Source organism: Candidatus Methylomirabilota bacterium (assembly GCA_035315345.1).
In the GTDB taxonomy this organism is placed as follows: Bacteria; Methylomirabilota; Methylomirabilia; order Rokubacteriales; family CSP1-6; genus CAMLFJ01.
In genome coordinates this window covers 38,024-52,163 of sequence record DATFYA010000109.1, presented here as the reverse complement: position 1 = coordinate 52,163, position 14,140 = coordinate 38,024, and the positions used below count along the sequence as shown (strand labels likewise).

The following is a 14,140-nucleotide window of genomic DNA, read 5'->3' as shown; positions in this document are numbered from 1 at the left end:
GTCGAGCGCGGCGGCGTTCGCGCCGGCTCCGGGTGGGGTAGACTCGGCGCCACGAGCCGGACCGATCGCATCCACCTCGGCGGGAGGGCCCTGTGAAGACCGTCCTCGTCACTGGCGCAGCGGGAGACATCGGCACGCACCTCAGCCGGGAGCTCGCGGGGCGATACGCCCTGCGCCTGTCCGACCGGCGCCCCCTGAAGCCGCCCAGGGGCCAGACCTTCGTGAGAGCCGACATCTCGAAGATGGCGGACGCGCTGCGCATCACCCGCGGCGTCGACGCCATCGTGCACCTCGGCGGCTACTCGGTCGAAGGCCCGTGGCCGGCAATCCTCCAGGCGAACATCGTCGGCGGCTACAACGTGTTCGAGGCGGCGCGGCGCAACCGAGTGAAGCGCATCGTCTTTCCGACCAGCAATCACGCGGTGGGCTACTACCGCCGCGACCAGACGATCGACCACCGCGTCTACATCAAGCCGGACAGCCGCTACGGCGTCTCCAAGGTGTTCGGCGAGGCGCTCGGCAGCCTCTACGCCGACAAGTACGGCATGGAGTGCTTCATGATCCGCATCGGCAACGTGAACCCGAGGCCGATCGACAAGCGCCGCCTCTCGATCTGGCTCAGCCCGAGAGACCTGGCGCAGCTGGTCTCGATCGGCATCGATCACCCCGACATCAAGTTCGAGATCGTCTACGGCATCTCCCGGAACACGCGGGCCTGGTACGACAACTCGAACGCCTTCCGGCTCGGCTACCGGCCCGAGGACGATAGCGAGGTGTACGCCGCCGAGGTCCTGGCGCGAGAGAAGCCGAGCCGCGACGCCATCGCGGAGGCGCACCAGGGGGGCACCTTCTGCACCGCGGAGGCCGTCGCCAATCCGGCCGCGCCCCCACCGCGGACCACGGCCGGCCGCCGGCGGCGCGCCACCTAAAGCGGGGGGCGGCTTCCCTCCGACCTCGGCCCGGGATATATTCTCGGGACCGTCGTGGCCAGGATCGTCGTGCTCGGCGCTGGGGTGTGCGGCCTCGCCACCGCCCTGCTCATCGCGCGCGACGGGCACGACGTCACCGTGCTCGAGCGCGACCCGGATCCGGTGCCGGAGACGCCCGGCGAGGCGTGGGAGGCCTGGGCGCGCGGCGGGGTCGCCCAGTTCCGCCAGCCGCACTACCTGCAGACGCGCGCCCGGCATGTCCTCGATGCAGAGCTGCCGGATGTCCGCGATGCGCTGGTCGCCGCCGGCGCCCTCCGCTTCGATAGCCTGGCCATGGCGCCGCCTTCCCTCCCCCCCTTCGAGCGCCGCGCCGACGACGAGCGGTTCGTCACCCTGACCGCCCGCCGTCCCGTCCTCGAGCAGGTGGTCGCCCGATCGGCCGCGGCCGAGCCTCGCCTGGATGTCCGCCGTGGCACCCCGGTGTCCCATCTGGTCGGCCGCCCCCGCTCGGGCCGGCCGCACGTCACCGGCGTACGGACCGAATCGGGTGAGCAGATCCTCGCCGATCTCGTGGTCGACGCCACCGGCCGGCGCTCCCCGCTGCCGAGATGGCTCGAGGAGATCGGGGCCGCGCCGCTCCACGAGGAGACCGAGCCGTCCGGGTTCGTGTACTACACGCGCTTCTTCCAGTCGCCGGACGGCACGGGGCCACAGCCGCGTGACCGGCTGCTCTCCGCCTTCGGCTCGTTCTCGATCCTCACCCTGCCCGCGGACAACGACACGTGGTCGGTCACCGTGTTCGGCTCCTCCGGCGATCGTCCGCTGACCCAGCTGCGCGATGCCGACCGGTGGACGGCGGTCGTGAGGGCGTGCCCGCTGCACGTCCACTGGCTCGCGGGCGAGCCGATCACCGGCGTGCTGCCGATGGCCGGGGTCCTCGATCGCTACCGCCGGCTGGTCGCGGACGGGCGCCCGATCGTGACCGGCCTGGCGCTCGTCGCGGACTCCTGGGCCTGCACGAACCCGTCACTCGGACGCGGCATCGCGCTCGGCCTCGCCCACGCCGCGCGCCTGCGGGATGTCGCGAGAACCGATCTCGACGATGCGCACGGCTTTGCCCTCGCCTGGGACCGCGCCACCGAGGCCGACCTGACGCCGTGGTACCGCGCGACGGTGGCGATCGATCGCGCGCGGCTCGCCGAGATCGAGGCGATCCGCGCGGGGACGGAGCGCCCGCGCCCCACCGAGCCGGCGGCCGTGCTGGGCGCGGCCCTCGGTCGCGCGATGGCGCACGACCCCGAGATCTTCCGCGCGTTCATGGAGATCGTCGGCTGCCTGACCTTGCCCGGGGCCATCTTGGCGCGTCCGGGGTTTGCCGACCACGTGCGGGACGTCGCCGCTCGCCACGAGGCCGCCCCGCACCTGGGTCCGACCCGGGAGGAGCTGCTCCGGCTGATCGCCTGACGCGCGCTCTTCGACGCGGAGGCCGAAACGAGGCATTGGACATGAAGCCGATTCCCGCAATCTGGCGGATCGATGTCGAGCCGGACGATTTTCAGCCCGGGTCGGGGCTACCCCCCTGGACCGGCTTCCTCGCGGCCGCGGATCTCGTGGACGGGCTGCGCGACCGGCTCGCCGCGCGCTCCGGTGCGGCCCCGCATCCCACCTGGTTCCTCCGCCTCGATCCGGACATCGAGCGCTGCTACGGGCGCTCCGATTTCGTGGTCGATCGCTACCACGATCGCATCGATCGGCTGCGCGCGCACGGTGACCCGCTCGGGATTCACGTGCACTACTACCGCTGGGACGAGGAGCGCCGGGTCTCGTATTCCGATCACGCCGACACCGCCTGGACGGTGCGCTGCCTCGAGACCGCCGCGCGCACGTTCGCCCACTCCTTCGGTGAGCCGCCGCGTCGAGCGAGCCACGGGGGGTACTTCGTCACGGATGCGCTGGTGGACCGTGCCATCGCCCTCGGGATCGAGGTCGACGTCACCCCCGAGCCGGGCCGGTACCCGCAGCGCGAGAACGTGACCTTCGGCGACTACACCACCGCGCCGTCCACGGATTTCCGACACTACCCGCGTCGTCCCTACTACCCTTCACGCGCGGCCCTGGACGTGCCCGCCCGTTCCGCGGAGGACGCGCGCCGGATGCTGATGGTGCCGCTGACCGCCTACGACTACCGGCGCGCCTTCAGTTCGTGGTACCGGCGGCTCGCCAAGACCGCCCTGGCGCGGCCCTATCGGCACGCGCCACTCAATCCGTGGAAGGAGTGGCCGACTCCCGACGCCTTCTGGGACCTCGTGGCGCGCGCCGCCGACGAGGGCCCGGCGTGCTACGTCGCGCTCGCCGTCCGCACCGATCCCCCGGGCTCGGCGGGGTATCGCCTGGCCCGCGCGGTATTCGACCACCTGCCGACCCATCCCATCTCGCGGCGCCTGCGCTTCGTCGATCCGCTGTCCGCGGAGATCGGGGCTCTCGCGGCCCTGGGCTGATCAGCCGACGGTGCGCTCCCAGGCGGGCTTCGCGGCCGCCGCGTTGTAGCGGGGGCGCGCGCGCCTCGCTCCACGCGCTCGCAGCTTGGGCCGCTGCGCGAGGAGAGGGCAAGCGCGGCTGGCGCCCGGCATCCTCCACGCCCACCTGCCGCGCATCTTCGATGCGTTCTTCACCACCCGGCCGGACGGCATCGGCCTCGGGCTCACGGTCTGCCGCACGATCGTCAACGCGCATCGCGGGAGATTCTGGGCCGAGAACAACGCGGACCGGGGGGCGAGCTTTCACATCGTCTTGCCGCTACGGGAGCCCGGCCCGAGCTAGCCGGGCCCGCGGTCAGGGCCGCCCCGCGCCTTCGGCGCGGAGGGTGACGCGCTCGCCCTGGGCGGTGAGGACGACGCCATCGGGCATGATCCGCTCCACCGTGACCGTGCCGTCGATGGACTGCCCTTCGACGAACTTCTGGTTGTTGATGAACACGATGCGCTCGCGCGGATTCTCGGAGTACACCACCGCCTGAAGGTTCATCTTCTCGAGAATCTCGGACGCCGCGGCCGACGGAGCCGCGGGTGCCTTGTCGGCGACCGCCGCCGGCGACCTCGCCGGCGAGACTCGCTCCGGAGATTGCCGCACCGCCGCGGCCGCGCGCTTCGGCGAGGGCGTCTCCGCAGTCGGGGCGACGGATGGCCGGGCCGGGGCCTTCGCCGCCGCGGCCGGCGCCGCGGGGGGACGGATCTCCGCCTCGGGACGGGCGGACCCCACGGGTAGAGGAGTCGCGCCTTCGGAGCGCACCTCCTCGGGCGGCTTCCGACGCTCATCGGCGGGTGGCCCGGCCGCCGCCACCTTGTCCGCGTCCGCCGGCGAGGCCGGCGCCGGCGGAGCGGGTGACGTCACCGACGCGGGCGCGGTGTGGCTCGGCTCCGGGGCGGGCCGCGCCGAAAGCTCGGGCGCGTGGGTCCCACTCATCAGCCAGGCGAGCACCGCGGCGTTGGCGAGCACGACGACGCCGGCGATCCACGGCCAGAGACGGCGGCGCGGCGGCGCGGCCGCGGGCTGGTGCACGGTCGCCAGGGTCGGGACCCTGGGGAGCCCGCGGTCCCGCTCGGCCTTGCGGAGCGCGTCGAGGATGTACGACACGGCTAGGACCCGGAGCGCACCAGACGCGGCGTGCCGCCGTCGCGCTGGAGCGTCCTCAGCTGGGCCAGCGTCTCGTCGCCGACCACGCCGTCGGCCACGAGCGAGCGCGCGCGTTGAAACGCCACGACGCGGGCCTTCAGCTCGTCGTCGAAGACGTCGAGATTCGCCCCGCCATCGGCCCGGCCGTCGATCTCGCCCAGGCGCTGACGGAGCCACGTCACGTCCTTGCCGCGGGAGCCCGGGAGGATCGGCAACGACCGCACCACCGGCGTCTTCCACACCGCGATGAAGAACCCGTCCCAGTAGCGGTCGATCTCGGCGAGCGGCAACGTGTGCCGTTGCCCGCCGACATCGAGCGTGGCGGCCTGCTCGCCCAGCTCGACCACGGTCACGTAGCGCTTCTCGCCCATCGGCCCGTTCAGCTCGATGATCGCGGGCACGTCGAGCCGCCGCAGCTGGGCCCAGCTGCCGGTCTTGAACAGGCACTGCATCCCCGCGCTGCGCGCGCGATCGCAGGCGAGCCGCTGCCGCGACGGGTCGAAGTCGAGCTCCCAGCGCGTGTACAGGCTCCGGAAGGCCGCGACCTTGTCGGTGCGGATCGCCGGATCGCCGAGGAGCTCGGAGAGGCGCCCGGGTTCCGCAGCCGCCCGGTCGGCCGCGCCGTTGCGCTCCGGGGGCGCGGGGTCGGGGGTGATGGAGGATTGGGGCTGCACGTCCGGCGCCGCGGGCGGGGCGACGGGCATCGGAGTGGCCGCCGGCCCGTTCTGAATCGGCGCCGGCGCCGGCGTCGAAGCCGGCCGCCAGTTGGCCGGCCGGGCCGGAAAGCCCATCTGCCCGTAGGTGAGCAGCACCGAGCCGGCCACGATCATGCCGACGATCGCCGCGGCGCCGACCCATTGCCATGGCCGTCCCCACCGCCGCCGCGAGTGGCCGAGCACTTCCGCGGCGGCGCGCCGCACGGTGGGCGCCTCGACCCGCTGCCGGTCCTCGGTGTAGGCCCCCAGGAGCGCCCGGTCGCAGACCGAGTTGATGAGACGCGGAACCCCGCCCGAGGCGCGGTACACCTCCCGCACCGCCCCGTCGGTGAAGATGTTGCCCCTGGCGCCCGCCACCATGAGCCGATGACGGAGATAGATCCGCGTATCGGTCAGGCCAAAGGGAAGCAGGTGATAGCGGGCGGTCACGCGCTGGGCCAGCTGCCGCAGGTCGTCGCGCTCGAGGAGCGGGACCAATTCGGGCTGGCCGATGAGGATGATCTGCAGAAGCTTCCGGGTCGGCGTCTCCAGGTTGGTCAGGAGCCGGATCTCCTCGAGCACCTCGGGCGCGAGGCCCTGTGCCTCGTCGATGATCAGGGCGGTGCGCTCCCCGCGCCCGTACGCGTCGAGCAGATGATGGTAGAGGAGGTCGACGAGGATCTTGCGGCTCGTCGTGTTCGGCGGGTACGCGATGCGCAGCTCGTCACAGACGGACTGCAACAGCTCGAAGCCGGTGAGGCGCGGGTTCAGGATCAGCGCGACGTTCACGCCGGGCGGGAGCTGCTCGAGCAGGCACCGGCACAGGGTGGTCTTGCCCGTGCCGACCTCGCCGGTGAGCTGCACGAAGCCTCCGCCCTCGCCCACTCCATAGAGCAGGTGCGCGAGCGCGTCGCGATGCCCCGGGCTGAGGTACAGATAGCGGGGATCGGGCGTGATCGAGAACGGGAGCTCTTTGAGACGGAAGTGCTGGGTGTACATCACCCTCTGTGCAACGACACTAGCCCTTCCGGGGTGGACGCGTCAAGGATTCGCCGGGGAGCGCCGCCTGTCCATAGGGCACCGGGCCATGGTACGCGGCCGGTCAACTCCGCGGCGAAGCTTTCCGCTCCGGTCCCGGGCTGCTACACTCGCGGGCGCGGTTCGGCACACCCCAAGGAGGATGCGATGCCGGTCGACAAGAGCGCCATCGGCAGGACGGGCGAGCCCGTGACCATGCACATCGAGCGCGGCAAGATCCAGGAGTTCGCGCGCGCGATCAAGGACGACGATCCGCTGTACTTCGACGAGGGCCACGCCGCCGAGGAGGCGGGCGGCGTCATGCCGCCGGTGACGTTCCTGCAGACCGTCGCCCACTGGGACGACGACGGGCGGGGCCGGCCTCGCCTGCCCTTCGACCTCAAGCGCGTGCTGCACGGCGAGCAGGAGTTCGAGTTCCTCGCCCCCATCCACGCCGGCGACGTGCTGACCGCGGTGAGCACGATCGTCGACGTGTACGAGAAGCCGGGCAAGCGCGGCGGCTCCATGACCTTCGCGGTGACGGAGACCGAGTACCGCAACGCCAAGGGCGCGCTGGTGGCCCGCGCGCGCGCCGTCGGCATCGAGACCGGCCAGGTCGTCAAGGACTGAGAGGGAGATCGCCATGTCCGCGACCAAGCGCTTCTGGGAAGACGTCGAGGAGGGCGAGGCCCTGCCCGAGATCCGCGTGGCCAAGCTCACGCGGACCGACTTCGTGAAGTACGCGGGGGCCTCCGGCGATTTCAACCCGATCCACCACGACCAGACCTTCGCGGAGGCCTCCGGCAATCCCACCGTGTTCGCGATGGGCATGCTCAACGCGGGCATTCTCAGCCGGGTGATCACCCGCTTCGCGGGACGGCCCAACGTGCGCCGCTACAAGGTGCGCTTCCAGACGCGGGCCTGGCCCGGCGACGACGTGATCTGCCGGGGCAAGGTGACGCGCAAGCTCGAAGAGCGCGGCGAGAAGCTCGTGGAGGGCGAGCTGCAGGCCGTCAACCAGAAGGGCGAGACGCTCATCAGCGGCAGCTTCGTGGTCGCCCTCGCCTCGCGCGCCTCCGCCGCCCGATGAAGCGCAGCGCCGACCGCATCCTCACCACCCACACCGGCAGCCTCCCGCGGCCGGCCGATCTCATCCGCATGATGTTCGCGCGGGAGGAAGGGGTGCCGGTCGACGGGCCCGCGCTGGCCGCGCGCGTGCGCAGCGCGGTGGCCGAGGTCGTCCGCAAGCAGACCGACGCGGGCGTCGCCGTGGTCAACGACGGGGAGCTGAGCAAGCCCAGCTACGCGACCTACATCAAGGATCGGCTGAGCGGGTTCGGCGGCACCAGCCAGGCGCTCCAGTACCGCGACCTCGTGGACTTCCCGGAGATGGCCAAGCGGGTGTTCGGCGATCCGGGCCGGGCGCGTCGGAAGACGCCGGCCTGCACCGGCCCGATCGGCCTCCGCGACCGCGCGGCGGCGCAGGCCGACGTCGACAATCTCCGGGCCGCGCTCGGATCCGCCGACGTCGCCGACGCCTTCATGAGCGCGGCCTCGCCCGGGGTCATCTCGCTCTTCTTCCGGGACGACCACTACCGCAACCACGAGGCCTATCTCTTCGCGATCGCGGACGCCATGCGGCACGAGTACGAGACGGTAGCGCGGGCCGGCTTCATCCTCCAGCTGGACTGCCCGGACCTGGCCATGGGCCGCCATATCCAGTTCGCCGACCTTTCACTCGAAGAATTTCGCACGATGGCGCGCCTGCACCTGGCCGCGCTCGATCACGCGGTGGCCAAGATCCCGCCCGAGCAGCTCCGCATCCATCTCTGCTGGGGCAACTACGAGGGCCCGCATCACTACGACGTGCCCCTCGCCGACATCCTCGATCTCGTCTTCGCGGCCCGGCCCCAGGGCATCTCGTTCGAGGCGGCCAACCCGCGGCACGCGCACGAGTGGCGGGTGTTCGAGCGGATCAAGCTGCCCGCGAACAAGGTGATCATCCCCGGCGTGCTCGATTCGACGACCAACTTCATCGAGCATCCCGAGCTGGTCGCCGAGCGGATCGGCCGCTACGCGCGGCTGGTCGGCCGCGAGAACGTCATCGCCGGGACCGATTGCGGCTTCGGCACCTGGGTCGGCCAGGCCGCGGTGGACCCCGACATCGTCTGGGCCAAGCTGGCCAGCCTGGCCGAGGGCGCACGGCTCGCCACGAAGGAGCTCTGGTAGCATCGGCCGGCCGCATCAGGATCACCTCGGGGCGACGCGTGAAGAGAGCGGCTGACCTTCCTTCCTATCGTAGCGCCGCGGCGTAGCGGGTCGTCTGCTCGGCGTTGGAAGCGCGAAAGCGTGCGACCGCCTCGGCGTGAGCCGCGCGCTCGGCCGCCCCGAAATCGACGCGCGGGCGTGGCTCGTCGTCGAAATGCCCATGGCGATCGGTGCCCCGCACCAGCATCGCGGTCACGCGGGTACGACTGGTGCACCGGACCGTCGTGGGGATGTAGCTGATGCCGAGACCGACGCGCCGGTCGGCGGAGAGGTTCGGGCGCGAGTTGTGCACCAGGTGGGTATGGTGCAGCGAGAACTGCCCGGCGCGCACCGGCATGAACTGGGTGTGGCCCGTGTCCAGCTCGACCGTGATGGTCTGGCCGCGCGACAGGAGATTGTGCGTGGCGTCGCGGTGCTCGGCGTGATGCAGCTGGCCGAGCGTGTGCGAGCCGGGAATCACCTCCATGCAGCCGGCCTCGATCGAAGCGTCGGTGAGCGCGACCCAGGCGGTCACCTGCACGGCCGGCTCGAGGCCGAAGTAGGTGGCGTCCTGGTGCCAGCTCACATAGGCGGGGTCGCCCGGGTTCTTCGGCCAGACCGACAGATGGAACAGTCGGATGTCCGGACCGATCAGGTCCTCGACGGCGTCGAGGATGGCGGCATGGTGGACGATCTCGTCGACCCAGGTGAACAGGAGATGCGGCTTGAAATTGTGCCCCCTGGTGAGCTCCCGCCCCTGGGCCGCCTCGAACTCCTCCATGGCGAGCCGGTACCGCCGGGCGTCCTCGGCCGGGAACGCGTCGATCGGGTGGACGAACCCCTCGCGGTGGTAGCGTTCGATCTGGGCCTGGGTCAGCTTCTTGCCCATCGGCGCCATCCTACACCACCACGTCCTCGTCCTGGGCGCGGCCCGAGACGTTCCGGGTCGGCGGCCCGGAAGGCGCGTGGTGCCGTATCACCGGGGATGGGTACGATAGGGCCGATGACGACCGGCGACCCCATCATCACCGAAATCGCGGCGGGCCTCGGAGACCCGGCGAGACCCCGGTGAGCTGTCCATCGTGTGGCCACGAGAACCCCGCCGACGCGCGGTTCTGCAATCGCTGTGGCGGCTCCCTCACGCCGCCGAGGACGGCTCGGGAGCCGCGCTCGTATACTCCGCGGCATCTCGTCGAGAAGATCCTGGCGTCGCAGAGCGCGCTGCGAGGCGAGCGCAAGCTGGTCACCGTGCTCTTCGCCGACGTCGCGCGCTCCATGGAGCTGGCCGAGCGCGTCGATCCCGAGGAATGGCATCGCCTCCTCGATCGCCTGTTCCGGATCCTCGCCGCCGGCGTTCACCGGTACGAGGGCACGATCAACCAGTACACCGGTGACGGCATCATGGCGCTGTTCGGCGCGCCGATCGCCCACGAGGACCACGCGCAGCGCGCCTGCGCGGCCGCGCTCGACCTGGCCCGCGATCTCGCCGGGCTCGCCGGGGACGTGCGCCGCGAGAGCGGGCTCGACCTGGCGGTGCGGATGGGCCTGAACTCCGGCGAGGTGGTGGTGGGGCGGATCGGCGATGACCTGCGCATGGACTACACCGCGCAGGGGCACGTGGTCGGGCTCGCGGCCCGGGTGCAGCAGCTCGCGCCGCCGGGCGGCATCGCGGTGACCGAGCCCACCGCGCGCCTGGCCGCGGGCTTGTTCGACTTCGTCGACCGGGGCGAGCAGCATCTCAAGGGCGCGAGCGCGCCGGTGCGGGTGTTCGAGCTGCGCGGCCCGGGCCGCATCCGGAGCCGCTTCGACCGCGCCCGGGCCCGGGGCTTCTCGCGCTTCGTCGGCCGCGATCGCGAGCTGGCCGTCCTCGAGCGGGCGCTGGACGAGGCGCGGTCGGGTCGACCGCGGGTGGTCCTGGTCACCGGAGAGCCGGGCGCGGGCAAGAGCCGCCTCGGTCACGAGCTGATCGAGCGCGCCGGCGGCGTGGCGATCCACCATGCTCGCGCGCTGTCCCACGGCCGCATGCTGCCGCTGCACGTGATCGCCACGCTCGCGCGCAGCCTCTTCGGGATCGGCGAGAGCGCGTCGTCGGCCGCCGTCGCGGACGCGGTCGCCCGTGGTCTCGAGGCGGTGCCGCCCGACCCGATCGCGAGGGATCTCTGGCTCGACCTCCTCGGGGCCGATCACGTGCCGGCGCCGTCCGGTCTCGATCCCGACGCCCGCCGCGCCCGGCTCTTCCAGTCCCTGGGCGATCTGATCCGGTCCCGCGGTCGGTCGGAGCCCACCATGCTCTGGGTCGAGGATCTGCACTGGCTCGACTCCGCGAGCGACGCCGCGCTCGGGATGGTCGTCGACCGTCTCCTGGCCCCGGACGCGGCCGGCCGCCGGATCCTGCTGCTCGCGACCACGCGGCCGGAGTACCGGCCCGAGTGGGGCTCGCGGGTCGAGCGCCTCTCGCTCGCGCCGCTCGCGCGGCCGGAGTCCTCGGCGCTGCTCGACGACTGGCTCGGAGCCGACGTCTCGATCGCGCCGCTGCGCGCCGCGATCGAGGCCCGCGCGGCCGGCAACCCGCTCTTCATCGAGGAGATGGCCCGCTCGCTCGTCGAGCGTGGCGTCTTTCGCGGAGAGCGCGGCGCCTACGCGCTGGCCGCTCCGATCGGAGAGATCGCGCTGCCCGAGACCGTCCGGGCGGTCCTGGCCTCGCGCATCGACCGCCTCGACGACCGCGACAAGGAGATCCTCCAGGCCGCGGCGGTGATCGGGCAGGACGTGCCCGTCGAGCTGCTCCGCGCCGTGGTCGTCCGGTCCGAGCCCGAGCTGGACGGGTCGCTCGCGCGCCTGTCCGCCGCCGAGCTGCTCGGCCCCGCGGAGGCCCCGGATCAGCGCGTCTTTCGGCATCCGCTCGCGCACGAGGTGGCCTACCGCATGCAGCTCGCGGATCGCCGCCGCGCCACCCACGCCGCGATCGCCCGCGCCCTGCTCGCCATCCACGGGCCGGCCGCGGCCACCCACGCTGCGCTCCTCGCGCACCACTTCGACGAGGCGGGCGAGGGCCTCGCGGCGGCGCGCTGGCACGAGCACGCGGGCCGGCGCATCGCGCGCAGCGACCCGGCGGACGGGGCGAGACACTGCCGTCGCGTCACCTCGCTGCTCGCCGCGGTGCCCGAATCGCGCGAGACCCTGACGCTCGAGCTGACCTCGCGCATCGCCCTCCTCGAGATCGGCCGCATCGCCGGCATCGACGCGCGTGAGGCGCGGGACCTCTTCGAGGAGGCGCGCGCGGTGGCCGAGCGGCTGGCCGACCCGGCCGGTCACGCGTTCCTGCTCACCTCCTACGGACGCCTGTGCGGGCTCGCGGGAGACGTGGGCCAGTACCTCGCCTGCGCCGAGCGCGGGATGGCGCTCGCCGAGGGAGCCGACGCGCTCCTCGAATTCGAGATGCGCGCGGTGCTGGTCCACGCCCAGCTCGCGGTCGGCCGCCTCGCGCCGGCCCGGGCCGCCGCCGACCGCGCCCTGAGCGATCTCGCGGCGGTTCCCGGCCTGCGGAAGGCGGTCGCACGCTCCACCGCCCCCGGCCTGTGCCGCGTGTGGTGGGCGCTGGCGAGCGCGCATCTGGGCGACCCGGCCGAGGCCGAAGCCGCCCTCCGCGCGCAGCTCGGCGAGGCGAGCGAGGAAAGCGTCCAGGTTCTCTACGGAACGCACGGCTTCCTCTGCGAGGTGCTGCGCCTGCGCGGCGATCTGCCCGGCGCGCTCGTCCACGGCCGCCGCGCCGTCGCTCTCGCGGAAGAGCGCGGGAGCGCGTTCTCGCGAGTGGAATCGGCGGCGTTCCTCGGCGCGACGGAGCTCGCGACCGGCGATCTTCCCGCGGCCACGATCACGCTCGAGCGGGCCCTCGGGCTCGCGCGCGAGCGACGCACCGCCCTCTGGTACGAGCCGCGCATCCTCGCGACGCTGGCGGAGGCCAGGCGGGTGGCCGGCGACCGCGGAAGCGCCGACGCGCTGCTCGCGGACGCGCGCCGGCTCGTCGAGCGGGATCGCGGCTGGCGGCTCGGCGCCTTCGACGTCGCGCTGGCCGGCGTGCATCTCCTGGAGGAGTCCGCCGCCGACCGGGCCGAGATCGAGCGCGCGCTCGCATCCCTGGACGCCCTCGCCGCGGAGCTGGGCTCGGCTCCCTACCGGGCCATCGCGGCGCGCGAGCGCGCGCGCCTGGTCACCTAGCCGGGTCGGTCGATCTCGCGCTCCGGCCAACGACCAGCTAGTGCCGGTGGTCCGCCGCCGGTATCATGCAGATTCAGGAGGATGCCATGACGTTCCTGTTCACGATCTACCACGACCCGAAGGTGCTGGACGCCATTCCCGAGAACGAGATGCAGGCGCTCATCGACTCCGCGATCGAATACGCCGAGGAGATCCGCCGAAGCGGCCACTACATCGCGTCGCACGCGCTGCAGCGGACCGGGACGGCCCGGACCATTCGAGTGAGCGGCGGCAAGGCCTCCGCGACCGTCGGACCGTTCGCCGAGACCACCGAGCAGCTGGGCGGCTTCTTCCTCATCGAGGCTCGGGACATGGACGAGGCCTGCACGATCGCCGCGAAATTCCCGCCCGCGCGCGTGGCGACCGTCGAGGTCCGGCCGGTCCAGGAGCTGCGGCACTCCCGGGATGGGCGCGGCCTCCCGAGCTGATCGCGCGACTACTGCGGCGCGATCCAGCCCTGCTCGGCGAAGAACTTCTTCAGCATCTTGACGATCTCATCGGCGGTGTTCCGGGCGTCGCCTTCGACGGTCTGCGAGTGCGCGGTGGCGAGACCGACCCCGCTCGACACCGCCGCGCTCGTCGCCGCGGTCGAGATCGCAGCCCCGGCGCCGGCGACCGGACCGAACCCCGGCTTGCGCGAGCTCTTCGCGGTGGTGTAGAAGTCCTCGACGAGGCGTCGGCCCTCGCTCGTCGTCTCGAAGACCTGCACCATCGTGCGGACCTCGCTCGCCCCCGCTCCGAAGCCGATGACGGCGCGACGGAGCCGGTTCCCCTGGTCCACGGTCAGGAACTGCCCCTCGATCTGGAGGCTCGGGCCGGTCACCGGCGTCGGGCCGGCCGCGGCCACGGTGGGGATGCCGAGCTTGCCGATCTCCTTGACCAGGCTCTCGGTGAGGATCTTGGCGACCTCCTCGCCGATCCGGAGGTGCGCCTGCACTTCCGGCTCGCCCTTCACCGCCTCCAAGGCGCGGGCCCCGATCGCGCCGTCCAGCGCGACCGCGCTTGCCGACACCGCGAAATCGTGCACCACGATGAGCTGCGGCCGGGGCGGGCCGCCGGCCTTCACGTCCACGCTCTCGACGCTCGTCCGGCCGCAGCCGGAGAGGCCGATCAGGATGAGACCGATCATCAAGACCAGCTCCCGAGCCCCGCGTGCATCCGCGGCCCTGTCGCGCATCCGATCCTCCCCGACCGCCATCTGGTTCGTGGGTCCGCGCCGACGCCGTCGCTCCGGCCGACCGGTCACGCGCGCGGGGGCCGCCCGCATTTGCGGACGCCCGGCGCGCGCCCGACAATGGGTCACCCGCGCCGCCACATGCACAC

13 protein-coding genes are annotated in these 14,140 nt (G+C 72.5%); 9 read left to right on the top strand and 4 right to left on the bottom strand.

Going from position 1 to position 14,140, the window contains the following annotated elements:
- The first annotated feature begins 92 nt into the window (after positions 1-92).
- The 4 genes from VKN16_15240 to VKN16_15225 all read left to right on the top strand — a co-directional run bounded on the left by VKN16_15240 (position 93) and on the right by VKN16_15225 (position 3,749).
- Positions 93-929, top strand: coding sequence for an NAD(P)-dependent oxidoreductase (locus VKN16_15240; GenBank protein ID HME95559.1), 837 nt, complete (start codon positions 93-95; stop codon positions 927-929).
- Positions 930-983: 54 nt separating this feature from the next.
- A complete protein-coding gene (locus VKN16_15235) occupies positions 984-2,393 on the top strand; it encodes an FAD-dependent oxidoreductase (protein ID HME95558.1) in 1,410 nt (469 codons plus the stop codon).
- A gap of 41 nt (positions 2,394-2,434) precedes the next feature.
- The gene (locus VKN16_15230) at positions 2,435-3,427 is read left to right on the top strand and encodes a hypothetical protein (protein ID HME95557.1); all 993 of its coding nucleotides are present in this window, start codon (positions 2,435-2,437) and stop codon (positions 3,425-3,427) included.
- A gap of 85 nt (positions 3,428-3,512) precedes the next feature.
- Positions 3,513-3,749 carry an ATP-binding protein gene (locus tag VKN16_15225; protein ID HME95556.1) on the top strand — a complete coding sequence of 79 codons (237 nt, stop codon included), beginning with the start codon at positions 3,513-3,515 and terminating at the stop codon, positions 3,747-3,749.
- 12 nt (positions 3,750-3,761) lie between these two features.
- Here the strand turns inward: VKN16_15225 and VKN16_15220 are convergent, their stop codons facing one another.
- Together VKN16_15220 and VKN16_15215 are read right to left on the bottom strand one after the other, a co-directional pair.
- On the bottom strand, positions 3,762-4,562 hold the full coding sequence (locus VKN16_15220) for a general secretion pathway protein GspB (protein ID HME95555.1): 801 nt from the start codon (positions 4,560-4,562) through the stop codon (positions 3,762-3,764).
- 2 nt (positions 4,563-4,564) lie between these two features.
- Complete coding sequence (locus tag VKN16_15215) at positions 4,565-6,295, bottom strand: AAA family ATPase (GenBank protein ID HME95554.1); 1,731 nt, start codon at positions 6,293-6,295, stop codon at positions 4,565-4,567.
- A gap of 186 nt (positions 6,296-6,481) precedes the next feature.
- Between VKN16_15215 and VKN16_15210 the strand changes: the two genes are divergently transcribed.
- The 3 genes from VKN16_15210 to VKN16_15200 are packed head-to-tail and all read left to right on the top strand — an operon-like array spanning position 6,482 to position 8,542.
- Entirely contained in the window at positions 6,482-6,943 is a 462-nt protein-coding gene (locus tag VKN16_15210) for a MaoC family dehydratase N-terminal domain-containing protein (protein ID HME95553.1), read from the top strand.
- Positions 6,944-6,956: 13 nt separating this feature from the next.
- Entirely contained in the window at positions 6,957-7,403 is a 447-nt protein-coding gene (locus tag VKN16_15205) for a MaoC/PaaZ C-terminal domain-containing protein (protein HME95552.1), read from the top strand.
- The gene (locus tag VKN16_15200) at positions 7,400-8,542 is read left to right on the top strand and encodes a cobalamin-independent methionine synthase II family protein (GenBank protein ID HME95551.1); all 1,143 of its coding nucleotides are present in this window, start codon (positions 7,400-7,402) and stop codon (positions 8,540-8,542) included. The genes VKN16_15205 and VKN16_15200 overlap by 4 nt, the downstream gene beginning before the upstream one ends.
- 64 nt (positions 8,543-8,606) lie before the next feature.
- On the opposite strand, the gene VKN16_15195 is transcribed toward VKN16_15200, so the two are convergent.
- Positions 8,607-9,449: a phytanoyl-CoA dioxygenase family protein gene (locus VKN16_15195; protein HME95550.1), complete on the bottom strand. Its 843-nt coding sequence runs from the start codon at positions 9,447-9,449 to the stop codon at positions 8,607-8,609.
- A 179-nt stretch (positions 9,450-9,628) separates the two neighbouring features.
- Between VKN16_15195 and VKN16_15190 the strand changes: the two genes are divergently transcribed.
- Both VKN16_15190 and VKN16_15185 read left to right on the top strand, forming a co-directional pair.
- On the top strand, positions 9,629-12,778 hold the full coding sequence (locus VKN16_15190; GenBank protein HME95549.1) for an adenylate/guanylate cyclase domain-containing protein: 3,150 nt from the start codon (positions 9,629-9,631) through the stop codon (positions 12,776-12,778).
- A gap of 86 nt (positions 12,779-12,864) precedes the next feature.
- A complete protein-coding gene (locus VKN16_15185) occupies positions 12,865-13,245 on the top strand; it encodes a YciI family protein (GenBank protein ID HME95548.1) in 381 nt (126 codons plus the stop codon).
- A gap of 8 nt (positions 13,246-13,253) precedes the next feature.
- Here the strand turns inward: VKN16_15185 and VKN16_15180 are convergent, their stop codons facing one another.
- Positions 13,254-13,946, bottom strand: coding sequence for a DUF4410 domain-containing protein (locus VKN16_15180; GenBank protein HME95547.1), 693 nt, complete (start codon positions 13,944-13,946; stop codon positions 13,254-13,256).
- Positions 13,947-14,140 lie beyond the last annotated feature (194 nt).

What these genes read in the sequence shown, in the direction of transcription:
- VKN16_15230 (HME95557.1), top strand. Translation starts at nt 2,435, where the DNA reads ATGAAGCCGATTCCCGCAATCTGGCGGATCGATGTCGAGCCGGACGAT.
- VKN16_15215 (HME95554.1), bottom strand. Translation starts at nt 6,295, where the DNA reads ATGTACACCCAGCACTTCCGTCTCAAAGAGCTCCCGTTCTCGATCACG.
- VKN16_15195 (HME95550.1), bottom strand. Translation starts at nt 9,449, where the DNA reads ATGGGCAAGAAGCTGACCCAGGCCCAGATCGAACGCTACCACCGCGAG.
- VKN16_15205 (HME95552.1), top strand. Translation starts at nt 6,957, where the DNA reads ATGTCCGCGACCAAGCGCTTCTGGGAAGACGTCGAGGAGGGCGAGGCC.
- VKN16_15200 (HME95551.1), top strand. Translation starts at nt 7,400, where the DNA reads ATGAAGCGCAGCGCCGACCGCATCCTCACCACCCACACCGGCAGCCTC.
- VKN16_15180 (HME95547.1), bottom strand. Translation starts at nt 13,946, where the DNA reads ATGATCGGTCTCATCCTGATCGGCCTCTCCGGCTGCGGCCGGACGAGC.
- VKN16_15185 (HME95548.1), top strand. Translation starts at nt 12,865, where the DNA reads ATGACGTTCCTGTTCACGATCTACCACGACCCGAAGGTGCTGGACGCC.
- VKN16_15210 (HME95553.1), top strand. Translation starts at nt 6,482, where the DNA reads ATGCCGGTCGACAAGAGCGCCATCGGCAGGACGGGCGAGCCCGTGACC.